Raw genomic sequence first — 19,199 nt, 5'->3', positions numbered from 1 at the left:
GGTTCTCCTGTGTCGGAATTCTGTTCGTTGCCTGGCCGGGTCAGATCTCGTCGATCGACGAGGACTCGAAGCGGCTGGAGATGTTGATGCCGAGCTCTTCCGCAGCGCGGAAGGCGTCATCGTCGGTGTCGCGGAGGTTGACCGCCGTGCCGTCGGCCGAGAGGACCTCGACGTTCAGGCAGAGCGACTGCATCTCCTTCATGAGCACCTTGAACGACTCGGGGATGCCGGGCTCCTGGATGTTCTCGCCCTTGACGATGGCCTCGTACACCTTGACGCGGCCGAGGATGTCGTCGGACTTGATCGTGAGGAGCTCCTGCAGCGCGTATGCGGCGCCGTAGGCCTCGAGCGCCCACACCTCCATCTCACCGAAGCGCTGGCCACCGAACTGGGCCTTACCGCCGAGCGGCTGCTGGGTGATCATCGAGTAGGGGCCCGTCGAGCGTGCGTGAATCTTGTCGTCGACGAGGTGGTGCAGCTTCAGGATGTACATGTAGCCGACCGAGATGGGCGCCGGGAAGGGCTCGCCGGAGCGACCGTCGAACAGACGGGTCTTTCCGGTCGAGTCGATCAGGCGGTCGCCGTCGCGGTTCGGGATCGTCGAGTCGAGCAGACCCGCGATCTCGTCCTCGAATGCACCGTCGAACACCGGGGTCGCGACCTTGGTGCCGGGAGCGGCCTCGCGAGCGACCTCGGGCAGGCTCGCGGCCCACTCGGGGGTGCCCTCGACCTTCCAGCCCTGCTGGGCGATCCACCCGAGGTGGAGCTCGAGCACCTGGCCGAAGTTCATTCGACCGGGGATGCCGAGCGGGTTCAGCACGACGTCGACGGGCGTGCCGTCGGACAGGAAGGGCATGTCCTCGATCGGGAGGATCTTGGCGATGACACCCTTGTTGCCGTGGCGGCCCGCGAGCTTGTCGCCCTCGGTGATCTTGCGCTTCTGGGCGATGTAGACGACCACGCGGCGGTTCACGCCGGAGCCGAGCTCGTCGTCGCCGTCCTCGGCGTTGAACTCCTTGACGGCGATGATCGTGCCCTGCTCGCCGTGGGGCACCTTCAGCGAGGTGTCACGGACTTCGCGGCTCTTCTCGTTGAAGATCGCGCGGAGCAGGCGCTCCTCGGCGCTCAGCTCGGTCTCGCCCTTCGGCGTGACCTTGCCGACGAGGATGTCGCCGGGACGAACCTCGGCGCCGATGCGGACGATGCCGCGCTCGTCGAGGTCCTTCAGCAGGTCGGGGCTGACGTTGGGGAGGTCACGGGTGATCTCCTCCTTGCCGAGCTTGGTGTCGCGCGCGTCGACCTCGTACTCCTCGATGTGGATCGACGACAGCGTGTCGTCCTTCACGAGGTCCTGGCTGAGGATGATCGCGTCCTCGAAGTTGTGACCCTCCCAGGTCATGAACGCCACGAGGAGGTTCTTGCCGAGCGCGAGCTCGCCGTTCTCGGTCGCGGGACCGTCGGCGATGACCTCGCCGGCCTCGACGCGCTCGCCCGCGGAGACGACCACGCGCTGGTTGTACGAGGTGCCCTGGTTCGAGCGGTCGAACTTGCGGAGGAAGTAGTCCTGCGTGCCGCCCTCGTCGAGCTGCACGGTCACGACGTCGGCCGAGACCTCGATGACGACACCGGCCTTCTCGGCGGTGACGACGTCACCGGCGTCGATGGCGGCGAAGCCCTCCATACCGGTACCGACGACGGGCGACTCGCTGCGGACCAGCGGCACGGCCTGACGCTGCATGTTCGCACCCATGAGGGCGCGGTTGGCGTCGTCGTGCTCGAGGAACGGGATGAGCGAGGTGGCCACCGACACCATCTGGCGCGGCGAGACGTCCATGTAGCCGATCTCGTCGACGGGGAAGAGGTCGACCTCGCCACCCTGACCGCGGCGGGCCAGGATGCGGTCCTCGACGAAGTGTCCGTCGGCCTGGAGGGCGACACCGGCCTGGGCGACGATGTGGTCGCTCTCCTCGCTGGCGGTGAGGTAGTCGATCGTGTCGGTCACGCGACCGTCGACGACGCGGCGGTACGGCGTCTCGATGAAGCCGAACGCGTTGATGCGCGCGAACGACGCGAGCGAGCCGATCAGACCGATGTTCGGGCCTTCCGGCGTCTCGATCGGGCACATGCGGCCGTAGTGCGACGGGTGGACGTCGCGGACCTCGACGCCGGCGCGCTCACGCGACAGACCGCCGGGGCCCAGCGCCGACAGGCGGCGCTTGTGGGTCAGGCCCGCGAGCGGGTTGTTCTGGTCCATGAACTGCGACAGCTGCGACGTGCCGAAGAACTCCTTGATCGCCGCCACGACGGGACGGACGTTGATCAGGGTCTGCGGCGTGATCGCCTCGATGTCCTGCGTGGTCATGCGCTCGCGGACGACGCGCTCCATGCGCGACAGACCGGTGCGGACCTGGTTCTGGATGAGCTCGCCGACCGCGCGGATGCGACGGTTGCCGAAGTTGTCGATGTCGTCGGTGTCGAGGCGGATGTCCGCCGCCTGGCCGCCGCGCACGCCGTCGAAGGACGAGTCGCCGCGGTGCAGGCGGACGAGGTACTTGATCGTCGCGACGATGTCGTCGACGGTGAGCACCGAGTCCGACAGCGGCTTGTCGACGCCGAGCTTCTGATTGATCTTGTAGCGACCCACCTTGGCCAGGTCGTAGCGCTTCGGGTTGAAGTAGAAGTTGTCGAGCAGCGCGCGCGCGGCCTCGGCGGCGACCTGCTCGCCCGGACGCAGCTTGCGGTAGATGTCGCGGAGCGCGTCCTCCTTGGTGAGGATCGTGTCCTTGGACAGCGTCTCCTCGATGGAGTCGAACCCGGCGAACTCGGCGAGGATGTCCTCGCTGGTCAGGCCGAGCGCCTTGAGGAAGACGGTGACCGACTGCTTGCGCTTGCGGTCGATGCGGACGCCGACCTGGTCGCGCTTGTCGATCTCGAACTCGAGCCAGGCACCGCGCGAGGGGATGACGCGCGCCGAGACGATGTCCTTGTCGGAGGTCTTGTCCGGCGTCTTGTCGAAGTAGACGCCGGGCGAACGCACGAGCTGCGACACGACGACACGCTCGGTGCCGTTGATGATGAACGTGCCCTTGTCGGTCTGGAGCGGGAAGTCGCCCATGAAGACCGTCTGCGTCTTGATCTCACCGGTCTGGTGGTTCATGAACTCGGCCTCGACGTAGAGCGGGGCGGCGTACGTCTTGCCACGCTCCTTGCACTCCTCGATGGAGTACTTCTCGGGCTCGAGGTAGGGGTTCGTGAACGAGAGCTGCATGGTCTCGCTCAGGTCCTCGATCGGCGAGATCTCCTCGAAGATCTCCTCGAGGCCGCTGATCTCGGGCACGTCGGTGCGACCGGCGGCCTGGGCCTCGGCGACGCGCGCCTTCCAGGCCTCGTTGCCGACCAGCCAGTCGAACGACTCCGTCTGCAGGGCCAGCAGGTCGGGGACGGTCAGCTTGTCGGAGATCTTGGCGAACGAAAGACGCGAGGCGCCGCGTCCGCTCTTGGGGGTGGTGGTGGTGGATGCGTTGCTCGCAGCAGCCAAGGGAATAACCTCCAGAAGCCCGGGCGAGGGGCTCGTGATTCCTTGTCGTCAGGTGGAGTGCTCCCGTACCCCGGAAGCCTGCGTGTCGCACACCGCGGTGAAGCGGGGACGCACAGGCACAGCCGACCACCATATGAGGGCAGGGGGAAGTTGGGAGCGCAAAGTCCAAGCATACGCGGGAGGACTCGCCGTGTCCAGTCGAATTCTTGACGACTTTGCGTACCTGCGGTATAACCGCGCACGCCCCCGGCGCATTCCGCGATCCACTCCCCCGAACGGGCCCCGTCGCCGTCGCGTCCGGCGCGCCAGCCGTCTCAGCTCCGCCGGAAACGCACCATGTCGCCCGGTCGCGCCTGCGCCAGAGCGTCCAGCGCGCCCTCCCGCACCACCGCGATCACGGGGTACCCGCCGGTCACCGGGCCGTCCGCGAGCAGCACGACCGGCCGCCCGTGCGGCGGCACCTGCAGCGCCCCGGGCACCATCCCCTCGCTCGCGAGCTCTCCTTCGACGCGCCGCTCCAGAACCGGACCGTCCAGACGGAGCCCGACCCGATCGGCGTCCGACGACACGGTCCACCGCGCATCGACGAGCAGCTCCCGCGCGGCGACGGTGAACCACTCCTCGCGCGGCCCCCGGGCGAGGGGGACGTCGATCTCCGACGGCGGCACCGTCCACGGGAACACGTCGACCGCGGGGACGGGATGCCTCTCGCCGTCGGCCGCGACCAGCTCGTCCCCCGCGCGCAGCGGCTCGGGCCCGAGTCCGGCGAGGACGTCGCGGGACGCCGATCCCAGAGCCGTCGTCGCCCGGAGACCGCCGCGGACCGCGACCGAGAACCGCAGGCCCGCCCGCGCCGCACCCAGCGCGAGCTCGGCCCCCGCGGGGAGGAGCAGCGGCCGGTAGGCATCCATCGCTCTGCCGTCGACGAGGACGTCGCCGAGCGCCCCGGTCACGGCCACCCACGTGTCGCGGAGGGCGCGGACGCGCAACCCGCCGAGCAGCACCTCGAGACCCGCGGCGTCCTCGGCGTTGCCCACCAGCCGGTTGGCGACGCGCAGCGCGCGGCGATCGAGCGCGCCGGACCGCGCCACTCCCAGCGCCGCACGCCCGGGCCGCCCGAGGTCCTGCACCGTCGTGAGCGGTCCTGGCGCGAGCACCGCGAGTGCGGCGCCGCGCTCGGCGGAGGAGATGCGGCCGGCGGAGGACGGAAGAGGGGTCGCGGCTCCTCCGCTCGCGGCATCCCCTCCCTCCACCACCCGGGATTCGGGCACGCCTCCCCTCACGACCGGGCGCTCGGGCACGAACCGCACCCGTGCGCGCGGCGGCAGGAGCACGGGCTCGGCGGCATCCGGAGAGAAGAGGGGAGCCGCCGTCGTGGCGATGAGCCGCCACCCGCCCGGCGTCTCGCGCGGATAGGCGCCGCTGAACTCCCCGGCGAGACCGACCGACCCCGCGGGGACGCGCGTCCGCGGGGTCGCCAGCCGTGGCACCTCGAACGGCCAGTCCGCGCTGACGAGGTACGCGAACCCGGGGGCGAAGCCCGTGAACGCGACGGTCCAGTCCGCCGCCGCATGGCGGGCGGCGAGGGCGGAGGGAGGGATGCCGAGCAGTTCCGCCGTCTCGACCAGGTCGGGGCCGTCGTAGCGCACGGCCACCTCCACGACGGGTGGGGCCGCCGTGACGTCGGGGACGGAAGAGGACGCCGCGTCCTGCACCCAGGCGACGACGGCGGCGCGGGGCAGGCGGGCCGGGTCGAAGCGGATCAGCACCGTCCGGGCGGCGGGCACGAGGTCCTCGACCCCCGCGAGGACATCCGCGGCGAGCGCCGCGTGGAGCAGGAGGACGGCGGCGAGGTTGTCGACCTCCGCGAGCAGCGCCCGCTCCCCCATCGGGCGGATCGCCGCGGTCACCACGGCGCGCGCACCTCGATCCCCGCGGTGTCGAGGGCGCGGCGGACGGCACGGGCCATCTCGACTGCGGCGGGGGTGTCGCCGTGCAGGCAGAGGGAGGCGGCATCCACGTCGACGATCGTGCCGTCGACGGCCTCGACCTCACCGCGCGCGACCAGCCGGACGGCGCGGGCCGCGACGACGGCGGGGTCGTGGATGAGCGCCTTCGGCTCGCCGCGCGGGACCAGGGAGCCGTCGGGGCGGTATCCGCGGTCCAGGAACGCCTCGTGCACGAAGGGCAGGCCGGCGGCACGGGCGGCGTCGGAGATGCGGCCGGGGAGTCCGAGCAGGGGCAGGGGGCGGCCCAGGCGCGCGGAGAGGTCCGCGACGGCCCCGATCACCGCGGCGGCCTGGGCGGCGTCGTCGATGACCGCGTGATAGAGCGCCCCGTGCGGTTTGACGTAGCGGACGTCCCCTCCTGCCGCGACGAGCGCGTCGAGCTGCGCCGCGACGCTGGCACGCAGCTCGGCGGGCGGGGGGTCGCGGCGGACGCGTCCGAAGTTCGCGCGGTCCTCGTACGAGGGGTGCGCGCCGACGGCGACGCCGTCCGCGAGGGCGCGCGCCACGGAGAGACGCAGGGATGCCGCGTCCCCGGCGTGGCCGCCGCAGGCGATGTTCGCGCTGGAGACGAGCGGGAACATCGCCGCGTCGTCCGCCGTGGGAAGGCCGTCGACGGTCTCGCCGAGGTCGGCGTTCAGGTCCACGCGCATGCGCTCACGCTACCCGCGAGGGGACGGGAGGAGATGTCGGGAAGGGAGGACCCCCACCCCGCGAAGCCTCCTCCGCCGGCGGCATCCCCTCCCCTCCCCGACAACCCCAGCACCGGCCGCACGTTACGGGCGCGTGACGATCGCGCGGGACGTCCGCGTCGGGAGCGCGCCGCAGGGCAGGATGGGGGGATGACCTCCGACGTCGCCGGTCCCCCCGCATCCTCCCTCCTCCTGTCGGTCCGCGACCTCGCCGTCGACTTCGCCACGATGGACGGCCCGGTGCGCGCGGTGGACGGCGTGAACCTCGACATCCACGCGGGCGAGACGATCGCGATCGTCGGCGAGTCCGGCTCCGGCAAGTCGACGACGGCGATGGCCATCATCGGCCTGCTCGCCTCGGGCGGGCGCGTCGCACGCGGGCAGATCCTGCTCGACGGCGAGGATCTGACGAAGTTCGGCGAGGCGCGCATGCGCCAGGTGCGCGGCCGTCAGATCGGCCTCGTCCCGCAGGATCCGATGTCGAACCTCAACCCGGTCGCCAAGATCGGCACGCAGGTCGCCGAGACGCTGCTCGCGCACGGCCTGGCCGAGCGGTCCGACGTCAAGGACAAGGTCGTCGAGGCGCTCGAGGCGGCGGGACTCCCGGATGCCGCCAAGCGGGCGACCCAGTACCCGCACGAGTTCTCCGGCGGTATGCGTCAGCGCGCCCTCATCGCGATCGGTCTCGCGTGCCGTCCCCGTCTGCTAATCGCCGACGAACCGACCAGCGCGCTCGACGTGACGGTCCAGCAGACGATCCTCGACCAGATCGACAAGCAGACGAAGGAGCTCGGCGCCGCCGTCCTCCTCATCACGCACGACCTGGGCCTCGCGGCCGAGCGGGCGTCGAAGGTCGTCGTCATGCACCGCGGCCGGGTCGTCGAGCAGGGTCCCGCCCGGCAGATCCTCGAGGACCCGCAGCACGCCTACACGAAGTCGCTCGTGGCCGCCGCGCCGTCGGTCGCCGCCGTGCGCCTGCGCCCGGAGGACTTCCGCACCGGGGGCGAGGCATCCGTCTCCCCCGCCCGCGACAACATCGTCGAGATCACGGGGCTCACCAAGGTGTACCCCACCCGCGGCAAGGGCGAGGACTTCCGCGCCGTCGACGACGTGTCGCTGTCGATCCCGCGCGGCGAGACCGTGGCGATCGTCGGCGAGTCCGGGTCCGGCAAGACCACGACCGCCCGCATGCTCCTGAAGGTCGTGGAGCCGACGAGCGGCATCATGACCTTCGACGGCCAGGACGTGTCCGCTCTCAAGGGCGACGCCCTGCGGCAGTTCCGTCAGAAGGTCCAGCCGATCTTCCAGGACCCCTACTCGAGCCTCAACCCGATGTTCACGGTCGAGCGGATCGTCCAGGAGCCCCTCGACTTCTACAAGCGCGGCTCCCGCGCCGACCGCGCCAAGCGGGTGCGCCAGCTGATGGACGACGTCGCCCTGCCGGCATCCATGCTCCGCCGCTACCCGTCCGAGCTGTCCGGCGGTCAGCGCCAGCGCGTCGCGATCGCCCGGGCCCTCGCCCTCTCCCCGGAGCTCATCGTGTGCGACGAGCCGGTCTCGGCGCTCGACGTGCTCGTGCAGGCGCAGATCCTCACGCTGCTCGGCGACCTGCAGCGCGAGTACGGCCTGAGCTACCTCTTCATCTCGCACGACCTCGCGGTGGTCCGGCTCATCAGCGACTACGTGTGCGTCATGAAGGACGGCCGTCTGGTGGAGGCGGCATCCAGCGAAGAGGTCTTCACGAACCCGCGCGACCCGTACACGCGCCGCCTGCTGTCGTCGATTCCGGGGAACGAGCTCGGCCTGGCCGGCTGAGGACACCGGATGCCGCCTCCCCCGCGGCCGCGAACGGCGGGGGGACGCGGCTCAGACGTGCCGGACGCGCTGCTGCAGCCGGGTGCGGATGTCGAACAGCTCGGTGCCGCCGACCTCGCGGGCGCCGGTCAACCCCCGGCGGAGCAACGTCGTCAGGGCGCTGCGGGTGACCAGGGCCACGGGCGTGCCCCGGACCTTGCCGAGCTCGGTGACGGCGTCGTGGATGTCGTCGTCGGGCAGGACCACCAGCGCACCGCTGAAGCGGACCCCGGCCGCGCGCGCGACGACCCGCGTCCGCGAGACGAGCTGCGTGACCGGGGAGCCGATGACGTTCGGCCCGGAGATCTCCCCGCGACGGACGCCGACGGCGCCGCCGAAGTCCTCGCTGAGCATCGCGTAGAGCCCGCTGGGGCCGAGCACGAGGTGGTCCACCTTCTGCTCCGGGTCGATGCCGTCGCGGTCGGCGAAGACGTCGTGCCACACCGTGTAGCCCATGCCGAGATCGGCGACGAGCCGGGCCGTCTCCTCCTCCGCGAGCGCGTCGGCGAGGATGTGCCGGATCTCGGGCGGCGCCGAGCGCACGAGCGCGGCGTCGTACGGGTCGGGGATCTCGACGCCCCGTCCCACCCACTCCCGGATGAGGGTCAGGTACCGCTCGCGACGCCACCCGCCGGGCTGGCCGTAGGCGCGGGCGCGGGGGCGCGTGTCGGGACGGGCGGAGGGGGCGGATGCCGCGGGCCCTCCCGACCACTCGGTCGCGGTGGTCGTCCGGCCCCGGTCGTAGGCGCTCCGCGCCTCGGGGGTGCCGACGAGCTCCCAGGCGCGCTGCACCTGCACGAACAGCGCCGCATCGCCCCCGGTGTCGGGATGCGTCTCGCGCAGCCGGACGCGGTACGCCCGGCGCAGGCCCTCGTCGTCGACGTCGGACTCGACGCGGAGCACCTGGTATGCCGAGAGCGACATGGGACTGTCGAACACTGTGGGATTCTTCCGTTCCGCCGCGCGAATGCGGCACCGTTCAGCCTATGACGGCTGCGACGGGCCGGTCCTGTGCGCGAGCCGTGCACGCCATCGGGGAACGCTGGGCCGCGCGTTCTCCAGCACTGACGTGTCGCAGATGTACGCCGGGGGCGGCATCACGCGTACATCTGCGCCCACTCACGGCATGAGGCAGGGCAGCGGGCAGAGACCGGCGGGAATACTCCAGCACTGACTTGTCGCAGATGTACGCCGGGGGCGGTGTCGCGCGTACATCTGCGCCCACTCACGGCCACGAGCAGGGCAGGGCGGGGCGGGGCGGGGCGGGGCGGGGCGGGGAGCTAGCCCCAGAGGGGCGGGGCGGGGACGAAGGCGAACGCCTCGTCGACGAGGTCGGGCGACACGTCCTCGTGACGGCGGGGCGTCCAGGACGGCGAGCGGTCCTTGTCGACGAGCTGCGCCCGGATTCCCTCGCGGAGATCGGGCTGCGACGTGGCGAACCACAGCACGAGTCCGTACTCCTGGGCGAGCGCGGCGCGGAGGGACGGCAGCGCCCGCGCACGCCGCACCGCCTCGAGCGTCACCGCGACCGCCAGGGGCGCCGAGGCCTCCAGCAGGTCGGCCGTCTCGCGCGCCTCGGGCTCCGGCCGGTCGCGGAGGCGTCCCAGGATGCCGCGGACGTCGTCGGCCGCGAAGGCGTCGTCGATCCACGGACGCGCGGCCTGCAGCCGGGACGGCTCGGGCGTCTCGTCGAACAGGAGCACGAGCTCCGTCGGGGTTGAAGGGTCGGCCCGGTTCTGCAGCGCCTCCGAGAGGGCCGGCAGATGCGCCGCGGGCACGAGGTGATCGGCGAATCCGGCGTACAGGGCGTCGGCGGCATCCATGGTCCCGCCCGTCAGGGCGAGGTACTCGCCGAGACGACCGGGGGCGCGGGAGAGCAGCCACGACCCGCCCACGTCGGGGGTGAAGCCGATGCGCGTCTCGGGCATGGCCAGACGCGAGCGCTCGGTCACGAGACGGATCCGGGCGTGGCCGGCCAGGCCGATGCCGCCGCCCATCGTGATGCCGTCGGCGATCGCGACGACCGGCTTGGGGTAGGTCGCGATGCGGTGGTCGAGGGCGTACTCCTCGCGGAAGAACGCGTGGACCTCGTCGACGCGGCCCTCGACGACCATGTCGTACAGCGCGCGCACGTCGCCGCCGGCGCAGAAGCCGCGGTCGCCCGCACCGTCGAGCAGCACGGCGTCGATGTCGCCGTCGTGCTCCCAGCGGTCCAGGGCCAGGGAGAGCCGTCGGATCATGTCCAGGTCGAGCGCGTTGATCGCGCGCGGGCGGTGGAGGGTGAGGTGGCCGACACCGCGGCGAGTCCGCACCAGGACCGGGGCCTCGTCACCGTTCTGCTCGTTCACGCCCGCCACGCTACCTCCCCGTCACGTCCGCCCCCGCGACGACCTCCGCGCCGCGCGCCCGGTGAAGCGTGCGTGACGGGGGCCGGCGCGGATCGGATGCCGCCGGTGCGGGCGTTCGTGGAAATGGCCTCCCATCGGCCAGGATGGACAGAACGCCCGTTTCCGACGAAAGGTCCCGCATGCCCGACGGCCAGGTTCTGCAGTTCGCGGAGCTGACCAAACGCTTCGGCGCGGTGTCCGCCGTCGACGGCCTCACCGCCCGGGTCGCCCCGGGTCAGGTCACCGGCTTCCTCGGCCCGAACGGCGCGGGCAAGACGACGTCGCTCCGGATGCTGCTGGGGCTGGTCCGTCCCACCTCCGGCACCGCCACGATCGGCGGCCGCGCGTACGCCGACCTGGAACACCCCCTTCAGACGGTCGGCGCGGCGCTGGAGGCGTCCAGCTTCCACCCCGGCCGTTCGGCCGCGAACCACCTCGCGATCCTCGCGCAGGCCGCGGGCCTCCCCTCGCGCCGCATCGACGAGGTGCTCGGGCTGGTCGGCCTCGCCGACGTCGCCGGCCGCCGCATCGGCGGGTTCTCGCTCGGCATGCGGCAGCGGCTCGGGCTCGCCGCCGCCCTGCTCGGCGACCCGGGCGTCCTCGTGCTCGACGAGCCGACGAACGGCCTGGACCCCGAAGGCATCCGGTGGATGCGCTCGCTGCTGCGCTCCCTCGCCGACGAGGGCCGCACCGTCCTCGTGTCGTCGCACCTCCTCGCCGAGGTGCAGCAGACGGTCGACGCGCTGCTCATCATCTCCGCCGGGCGCCTCGTCTTCCAGGGCGACATCGACGCCCTCGCCGACCCGGACGAGTACGCCACCATCGTCGACGCCCCGGATCGGGACGCCCTGCTGCACCTGCTCGACGAGCGCGGCATCGGCTACCAGGTCCTGCGCAACGGCGTCACCGTCCGGCACTCCGAGCCCGCCGAGCTCGGCGCCCTCGCCGCCGGCGCGGGCATCGCCCTGTCGTCCCTGCAGCGCAAGGGCGCGAGCCTCGAGGAGATCTTCCTCGACCTCGTCAGCGGCGCGCGCGTGCACCCGAGCGCCGCGGGCGCCGGTCCGGTCGCCGCTCCCGCGGAGGACGCGGCCGCTCCTGAGGCGACCGCGCCCGACGCCGCCCCGGCGCGCGCGGACTGGGCCGCCCCCGACGCGGCAACCGTCGAGACCGTTCCCACCCCCGCCCCCGAGGAGCAGCGATGAGCCTGGTCGCCGCCAGCCGGTCCGAGCTGACGAAGCAGTTCACCACCTCCCTGTGGTGGGTGCTCGCGCTCATCCTGGTGCTATACGTCGGGTTCACGACGGCGCTCCTCGGGCTGACCTTCGCGGGGGTCTCCACCGGTCGCCTGCCCGGGTCGTCCGGCCCGCCCATCCCCATCGACGGGCTCGCCGCGCTGGTCTACAGCACGGCGACGTCCGTCGGCTATGTCTTCCCGCTGCTCATCGGCACGCTGATGGTGACGGCGGAGTTCCGGCACAAGACGCTCACGGCGACCTTCCTCGCCGTGCCGCGCCGGGGGCTGGTGCTCGGGGCGAAGTTCGCCGTCGGCATCCTGCTCGGCCTCCTCTACGGCGCGATCGGGATCGCCGCCGCCGTGGGCGCCGGGGCCGGGTCCCTGGCCGCGTTCGGCGTCGACACCGCCCTCGGCTCCGCCGACACCTGGGCCTTGGTCGCCCGGATGCTGCTGGCCTACGTGCTGTGGGTGCTCGTCGGCATCGGCGTCGGCACCGCGGTGCGCAACCAGGTCGCCGCCATCGTCATCGTGCTGGCCGTGACGCTGTTCGTCGAGCCGATCGCGCGCACGGTCGCAGGGTTCGTCGACGGCATCGACGAGGTGACCCGCTGGCTGCCGAGCGCCGCCAGCGACGCCCTCGTCGGTCAGACGATCTTCACCGCCATGTCGGCCACCGGCGGCGAGCAGCCCGCCTGGTGGGTGGGTGGTCTCGTCCTGCTGGGCTACGCCGTGGTGCTGCTGCTGGTGGGACAGCTCTCCACCTGGCGCCGCGACGTCAACTGACGGCTTCCCGGCAACGCACTCCCGAGACGGAGTCGCGCCCGGACGGAGTCGCGCCCGGCCGGAGCCGCCCCCGGACGGAGTCGTGCCCGGGCGGAGGAGCGCCCGGACGGAGTCGCCCCCGGACGGAGTCGCACCCGGACGGAGTCGCACCCGGCCGGAGCCGCCCCCGGACGGAGTCGCGCCCGGCCGGAGCCGTCCTTGGACGGCTCCGTCCTTGAACGGAGTCGTGCCCGGGCGGAGGAGCGCCCGGGCACGACGGTCTGATCCGTGTCAGCGGCAGCTCGCCGACGGGTAGTCCAGCCGTACCGTCTCGACGACCTTCTTGCCGTCGACGGTCGCGGTGGCCGTCAGCGTCACCGTGCCGGCGGGGATGGTGACCTGACGGGAGGAGAACGCCGCCGACGCCGTCTTGCCCGCCGCCAGAGACCCGAACGCCTTCGACCCGAACGGGCCCTGCGCCGTCACCGTCACCGGGAACGTCGCCGCGTTTCGCACCGTGACCACCTGGGTGACCTTGCCGGCCACGCAGCGCGCGGCGGCCGTCCCCGACACGTCCAGGCGCGGGGCCGCCACCACCTCGACCGTCGTCGTCACGCGGCGGTTGTCGGGGGCCACCTCCTCGTCCTGCTCCATGTCGAAGATCGGCAGACCGTCGGCGGCGAAGTGGACGCGGCGGACGAACATGTCGCGACCGCTCAGGCCGTTGTTGTCGGTGCGGGCGTGGAACACGTAGAGCAGGTTGTCGTCCTCGTCCTGGGACCACATGCCGTGACCGGTGCCGAGCTGCCACGCACCGTTGAACAGCCCGGACTTCTGGATCGGGTAGTTCAGCTTCGTCCACGCGGCCGGCGAGGTCAGGTCGACCTTCGCGCCGGCCTTCGCGGTCGCGAGACCGGTCGTGTAGGTGTCGCCCACCGTCGAGCCGGAGTAGATCATCTGGAGCGTCCCGTCCTTCGCGAGGACGTTGGGCCCCTCGGCGATGACGTTGTCCCACGCGTACTCCGGCGCGAGGATGCGCACCGGCTCCGACGTCAGACGCGTCGGGTTCGCGGGGTCCATGCGCGCGATGAAGAGCGCTCCGAGCTGCTGCCACACGTAGTACGACTGGCCCGAGTCCTGGAAGTAGGTCATGTCCAGCGAGATGGTCTGGACGGGGTTCAGGATGCCGCCCCCGGACCGCAGCACCTTCTGGGCCTTGGTCCAGTTGGCCGGGACCGCCGGATCGAGGTCGCGACCCTGCGCGTCCTTCTTCAGCTGGATGATGCTCGCCTGGCCCGTGAACATGTCCGGCCGCCCGTTCGCGCCGTTGTAGCAGGGCATGAACAGGATCGAGAGCTTGCCGCCGATGACGTGGTACTCGGGCGCCCAGAAGCATCCGGTCATGACCCCGCCGTCGGCGTCGGTGTCCCCGCGGCGCAGAAGGTCCACCTCGACGTTGCGGCCCGCGCGGACCGCCTCGTCGGACAGGTCGCCGATCGAGTCCGCGACGCGGATCGGCATGTGGGCGCCGCCCTGCGGGTCGATGTTGCCGCCGTAGATGTCCTCGGTGGCGATCATGAGGAACTTCTGCCGGCCGTTCCAGTCGTACCGGAACACCGAGGGGTCGGCGCGCTCGTCCGCGAACGGGGTCGCGTACTCCGTCTGCTTCACCGAGCCGGTGACCTCGTACACGCCGGGCGTGGTGGTGTCCACGGCCGAGAGGGACGCGGCATCCCACTGCACGGCGCGCGTCGCGGTCGACCCGTCCGAGTAGGACAGCTCCGCGCGGGCGGGGAGAGCCGCGGCATCCAGGGTCGTGTTCTGGGCGACCTTGACCGGGGCGAGGTCCGCGACACCGGTGTTCGCCACACGGCCGAAGCGCACCTCGAGCGCGGCGAGGGTCTCCGCGTCGACCGGCACGGTATTGCCCGAGTCGAAGTCCGGCACGCCCGCGCCGTCCGCTCCCGCGGTCGCCGACACGACGCCGCGTCGCACGTCACCGCGGGTCGCGCCGTCCGCCAGATCGGCGAACGACGTGTACATCGCAGCGCCGGCGTCCGAGGTCCAGGAGACGACGTAGCGGTCGGATGCCGCGTCGTAGACGGCCGCCGGGTCGTTGACGCCGCTCGTGACGCCGACGTTCACCATCCCGACCTCGTCGTAGGTCCGCAGGTCCGCGCTGCGGGCGAACAGGACGCTCGACGTCTGCGTGCCGTCGGCTCCGCCTCCGCGGGCCGTGCGGGTCGCGACGATGCCGTACCCGCCGTCCTCGAGGGTGAACAGGTGCGGGTCCCGGAGGCTGCGGATGTCGCCCTCGCGCGGGCCGTTGGCCGGCACGGGTACCGCCGTCTTGGGGAAGAAGATGCCGTAGTTCTCGTTCAGCGGCTCCCACCCGTCGGCATCCGACACGGCGAGGTGCATGCTCAGGGCGACGTCGGCGTTGTTGGCCTCCTCGACGCGGGTCGGCACGCGGTTGTAGGCGAGCAGCTGCGCGGTCGCGTCGGCCGGCAGCACGGTGATCGCGAACGTCCGGTCGGCGGTCGCGCCGGTGGACGCGTCCGTGACCCGGACCGTGATCGAGCCGTCCGCGCCCGAGACGACGCCGTCGCGGACGACGATGCCGCCGTCGGTGCGGGTCACCGCGACGGTGGCTCCCGTGGGGGCGGCCGGCAGGGCGGTGCCCGCCTCGAGCACGGAGGGGATGACGAAACGCTCGGCCAGCCGCGCCGCGCGCTGGGCCGCCGTCTCGGTCGAGGGGGTGACGGTCACCGTGATCGTCTGCGTCGCCGAGACGCCGCGGATGCTCGCGGTGGCCGTCAGGCGGGCCGATGCGGCGGGCTGCCCCGCCACGGGGGCGTTGACGGTGCCGTCGGCGGCGACGAGACCGGGGTCGCTCGAGGTCCAGGTGACGCGACCGCCCGCGGTGGGCAGGTCGATGTCGGTCGAGGTGGCGCGGTCCGCGAGAGCGAGACCGTCGAGCACGGCGCGGGCGCGGGCCTGCAGCTCGGCGGCGTGCGTCTGCGCGTCCGCCTCCGCTCCGGCCGCGACCTCGCTGCCGGTGAGCGCGCGGTCGTAGACGCGGAAGGCCGAGACGGCGCCCTGGAACAGCGGGTCGGGCCAGGGGGCGCGACCGATGGTGTTGAGCGACTGGTCGACGACGTCGGCCGGGGTGCGGTCGATCGCCCCGTCGGCGACGCGGACGCCGTCGATGTACAGCGAGGCGCGGCCGGTGGACCCGTCGACGATCGAGGCGACGTTGACCCACTGGTCCGCGGTCACGCCGCAGGAGCCGGAGGGGACCAGCCGCTCGACGCCGGCGGACTTCACGCCGACCAGCGGCGAGCGCCCGGAGGCGCAGTTGAGGGAGGCGAAGAAGTACTCGGTGGCGGCGGACTCGTTGCCGATGTTCCAGAGGAAGTGGAACCCGTTGAGCATCGCCGACGACGCCTTGACCTCGGCGACGACGCTCGCAGACCGCTCCCCCGCGAGGAGGCCGTCGGGGAGCTCGACCCAGTTGCCGGTGGAGGTCTTCGCTCCACCGCGCAGGGTCAGGCCGGTGCCCGTCCAGTCCGTGGACTGGACGTTGCGCACGGTCGCCGGCCCGAAGGACGACCCGGGCGCGGTGTTGGGGACGGTGGTCCCCGTGGTCTGGGTGAAGGCGTAGGCGGCGACCAGTCCGTCGTCCGGGACGGCGGCCGACGCCGCTCCCGGGGCTGCCACCAGCGTCGCCGCTCCGACCGCCCAGGCGGTCAGCAGCGCGAGGCGTCGTCGAGTTCGCATGAATCCGGCTCCCTTGCTCGGTTCGCACGCGGAACCCTCCGTGGCGACGGCGAGTGACCGGACCGGGGGATCCGCGTGGTCGAGATGTTAGCGGCAACATATCGAGGGTGTCCAGAGTCGGCCCGCACCGCCGCTGGGCGGGATCCCTTGTGCCCCGGCGTTAGTGAGCGGTAACATCACGACGATCCCCGACCCCCTCCGGGTCGATCGTCCATGCGAAGGAGCTGGAACGATGACCGCACCCCCGACGCCCTCGACGCGCCGACGGTTCCGCACCCTGTTGACCACCGCCGTCGGCACCGCCCTGATCGCCGCGGGCCTGGTGCCCGTCGCTCCGGCGGTCGCGGCGGCATCCATCCCCTCGTCCGGCCTGCGCGCCGAGTACCTGTTCGACGAGACCGCCGGCGCCTCCGTCCCGAACAGCGCCCCCACCGCGCTGGGTGCGGCCACGGTCGTCAACGGGACGGACGCCCTGTGGACCGGCTCGTCGCTGGTGTTCACCGGCGGCGCGAAGACCAGCCCGACCGCCAGCTGGGTCCGTCTGCCCGACAACGTCCTCTCCGGCGCCCGGTCGGCCACGATCACGATCGAGACCAAGCTCGACGCGTCGATGAAGAACAACTGGAACTTCCTCTGGAACATCGGCAGCGACTCGCCGACCCGGTCGTACTTCTCGTCGGTCCGCGACAACCCCCGCACCGTCATCACGACGAACGGCGGCGGCGGCGAGGTCAACGCGCGCTCCGGCTCGCCCCTCACGGCGGACCGCTGGTACAGCCTCACCTCGGTCATCGACGGGGCAGCGGGACGGATCACCTTCTACGTCGACGGTGCGCAGGTGGCATCCACCCCGACCTCCCTCTCGCCTGCCGACATCACCGATCAGACCCTCAACGCGATCGGACGCGCGCCCTACCCCGACCCGATGTACAAGGGCGAGGTGTCGACGTTCCGCGTGTACGACCGGGCGTTGAGCTCCGCCGAGGTCGCCGGGGTGTCCGACGCGGACGCCGCGATCCATGCGGACGCGCACCGCGCCGCCGCCCAGGCCGTCGTGGACGCCGTCGCTCCCGTCACCATCGACGAGAGCGTCACCACGCTGCCGACCTCCGGCGGCCGCGTCAGCTGGACCTCCACCGACCCGGCGATCACGGTCGCCGCCGACGGCCGGACGGTCACGACGCAGCTGCCCGCGGCGGGCAGCGACCCCCGCTCCGCCACGCTCACCGCCACCGCGACGGTGCGCGGAGTCGCGGCGACGCGGTCCGTGCCCGTGACGGTGCAGCCCACCCCGGCGGCCACCGACGCCTTCGGCTACGCGATGGTCCACTTCATCGAGGACGCCAACGGCTACGCCGAGAAGATCTACCTCGACGTCTCGCGCGGCGACGACCCCGAGGTGTGGGACCCGCTCAACGGCGGCCAGCCGATCCTCGCGTCGCAGCTCGGCACCACCGGCGTCCGCGACCCCTACCTGACCTTCAACCCCGAGACCAAGACGTACTACATCATCGCGACCGACCTGCGCGTGTTCGGCGGCGACCGCGGTCGCAGCGGCTGCACGGACTGGTGCTACTGGTCCTCGCAGGGCAGCACGAAGCTGAACGTCTGGGAGTCGAAGGACCTCATCACGTGGAGCGACCTGCGGCAGTTCGACGTCGCGCAGTCGCCGGCGGGCACCGACGTCGCCGAACTGGGCATGGCGTGGGCGCCGGAGGCGACCTGGGTGCCCGGCTACAACGCCGACGGCAGCGGCGCGTTCGTCCTCTACTGGTCGTCGACGGTCTACCCCGACGCCGCCCACACGGGACCCTCGTACTCCCGCGTGCTCTGGGGCGCGACCACCGACTTCACGCAGCAGAGCTACCGGTACGGCGGCGTCATGATCGACACCGGCGGGGATGCCATCGACACGACGGTCATCCAGAACGACGGGAAGACCTACCGGGTGACGAAGGACAACGCCTTCGGCCGCGGCATCTACATGGAGTCGACCACCGCCGCCGACTGGTGGAAGCCGGGCACCCGCTGGATCACCGTGCAGGAGCGGATCGGCGCCTCGTGGGCCGGCGGCAACGCCGGCGGTGTGGAGGGCCCCGCGGTCTTCCAGCGCCACGGCGAGGACGCGTGGTACCTCTACGTCGACGTCATCCCGTCCACCGGGTACCGCCCGATGCAGACGACCGACCTCGACGCCGGCTGGACGACCCTGATGTCGGACACCTTCTCGATGGCCCCGAGCACCAAGCACGGCGGGATCGTCCCGCTGACGTTCGGGCAGTACGACGGGATCCGCAAGGCGGATGCCGCGAGCGTCGTCGCGACGGACCTCGGCGACGCCGCCGTGGCCCAGGGCGCGGACGCGCAGGCCGTCACGGGCGCGCTGCCGCGCGAGGCGCAGGTCACGCTGGCCTACGGCCGCGGGACGGCCGCACAGCCGGTGACGTGGAACCTCTCCGGCGTCGACACCAGCCGGCCGGGCACCTACCCCGTGACCGGGACGGTCCGCACCATCGGCGCGAACCTGAACCAGTGGGCGGGCGCGAACGGGTCGACGGCCTACGACGCGGCGGACCGGCGCCTGTTCAGCTCCACCGCCCTGACCGTGACGGCGGACGTCGTCGTCACCGCCCCGGCGCTGAGCGTCACGGCGACGGCGGAGACCCGCTGCGTGGCGGGCAAGGTGACCGTGCTGACGCGCGTCGTCAACGGGGGTACGACGGCCGTCGCCCTGAAGGTCGAGTCGGCCCACGGCACGAAGTCGGTCGCGTCGCTGGCCGCCGGGAAGACCACCAGCGTCTCCTTCACGACTCGCAGCGCCACGGTCGCGGCCGGCGAGGCGACGGTGACGGCTACGGGCAACGGAGCGACCGCCACGGTGAAGGCACCGTACGCGGCGGCGACCTGCCGCTGACGTCCCCGGAGGCGCCGGTCCCGTCGGGGATC

Annotated in this window: 10 protein-coding genes; 4 read left to right on the top strand and 6 right to left on the bottom strand. The window is 72.2% G+C overall.

Features of this window, described 5'->3' with window-relative positions; translation table 11 throughout:
- Positions 1-40: 40 nt before the first annotated feature.
- From rpoB to ACO03V_RS12575, 3 genes are all read right to left on the bottom strand, one after another.
- Positions 41-3,538, bottom strand: a complete 3,498-nt coding sequence (rpoB, locus tag ACO03V_RS12585) for a DNA-directed RNA polymerase subunit beta (protein ID WP_367728564.1) — start codon at positions 3,536-3,538, stop codon at positions 41-43.
- 314 nt (positions 3,539-3,852) lie between these two features.
- A complete protein-coding gene (locus ACO03V_RS12580) occupies positions 3,853-5,451 on the bottom strand; it encodes a 5-oxoprolinase/urea amidolyase family protein (RefSeq protein ID WP_423137817.1) in 1,599 nt (532 codons plus the stop codon).
- Entirely contained in the window at positions 5,445-6,197 is a 753-nt protein-coding gene (locus ACO03V_RS12575) for a LamB/YcsF family protein (RefSeq protein WP_423137816.1), read from the bottom strand. Before ACO03V_RS12575 ends, ACO03V_RS12580 begins: the two co-directional genes overlap by 7 nt.
- A gap of 189 nt (positions 6,198-6,386) precedes the next feature.
- Here ACO03V_RS12575 and ACO03V_RS12570 point away from each other — a divergent pair, with 189 nt between their 5' ends.
- Positions 6,387-8,051, top strand: coding sequence for an ABC transporter ATP-binding protein (locus tag ACO03V_RS12570; protein ID WP_423137815.1), 1,665 nt, complete (start codon positions 6,387-6,389; stop codon positions 8,049-8,051).
- A gap of 51 nt (positions 8,052-8,102) precedes the next feature.
- On the opposite strand, the gene ACO03V_RS12565 is transcribed toward ACO03V_RS12570, so the two are convergent.
- Together ACO03V_RS12565 and ACO03V_RS12560 are read right to left on the bottom strand one after the other, a co-directional pair.
- A complete protein-coding gene (locus ACO03V_RS12565; protein WP_367728556.1) occupies positions 8,103-9,029 on the bottom strand; it encodes a DnaJ domain-containing protein in 927 nt (308 codons plus the stop codon).
- 341 nt (positions 9,030-9,370) lie between these two features.
- Entirely contained in the window at positions 9,371-10,438 is a 1,068-nt protein-coding gene (locus ACO03V_RS12560; RefSeq protein WP_423137814.1) for an enoyl-CoA hydratase/isomerase family protein, read from the bottom strand.
- Between the two features lie 179 nt (positions 10,439-10,617).
- Here ACO03V_RS12560 and ACO03V_RS12555 point away from each other — a divergent pair, with 179 nt between their 5' ends.
- Together ACO03V_RS12555 and ACO03V_RS12550 are read left to right on the top strand one after the other, a co-directional pair.
- Positions 10,618-11,679: an ABC transporter ATP-binding protein gene (locus ACO03V_RS12555; RefSeq protein ID WP_367728546.1), complete on the top strand. Its 1,062-nt coding sequence runs from the start codon at positions 10,618-10,620 to the stop codon at positions 11,677-11,679.
- Positions 11,676-12,494: an ABC transporter permease gene (locus tag ACO03V_RS12550; RefSeq protein WP_387055743.1), complete on the top strand. Its 819-nt coding sequence runs from the start codon at positions 11,676-11,678 to the stop codon at positions 12,492-12,494. Before ACO03V_RS12555 ends, ACO03V_RS12550 begins: the two co-directional genes overlap by 4 nt.
- 270 nt (positions 12,495-12,764) lie before the next feature.
- Here ACO03V_RS12550 and ACO03V_RS12545 read toward each other — a convergent pair whose 3' ends face one another.
- The gene (locus ACO03V_RS12545; RefSeq protein WP_423137813.1) at positions 12,765-16,253 is read right to left on the bottom strand and encodes a family 43 glycosylhydrolase; all 3,489 of its coding nucleotides are present in this window, start codon (positions 16,251-16,253) and stop codon (positions 12,765-12,767) included.
- 232 nt (positions 16,254-16,485) lie between these two features.
- Here ACO03V_RS12545 and ACO03V_RS12540 point away from each other — a divergent pair, with 232 nt between their 5' ends.
- Complete coding sequence (locus ACO03V_RS12540; RefSeq protein ID WP_423137812.1) at positions 16,486-19,167, top strand: LamG-like jellyroll fold domain-containing protein; 2,682 nt, start codon at positions 16,486-16,488, stop codon at positions 19,165-19,167.
- Positions 19,168-19,199 lie beyond the last annotated feature (32 nt).

Source organism: Microbacterium sp. HMH0099 (genome assembly GCF_049384025.1).
Lineage (GTDB): Bacteria > Actinomycetota > Actinomycetes > Actinomycetales > Microbacteriaceae > Microbacterium.
This window is presented reverse-complemented; position numbering and strand designations above follow the sequence as displayed.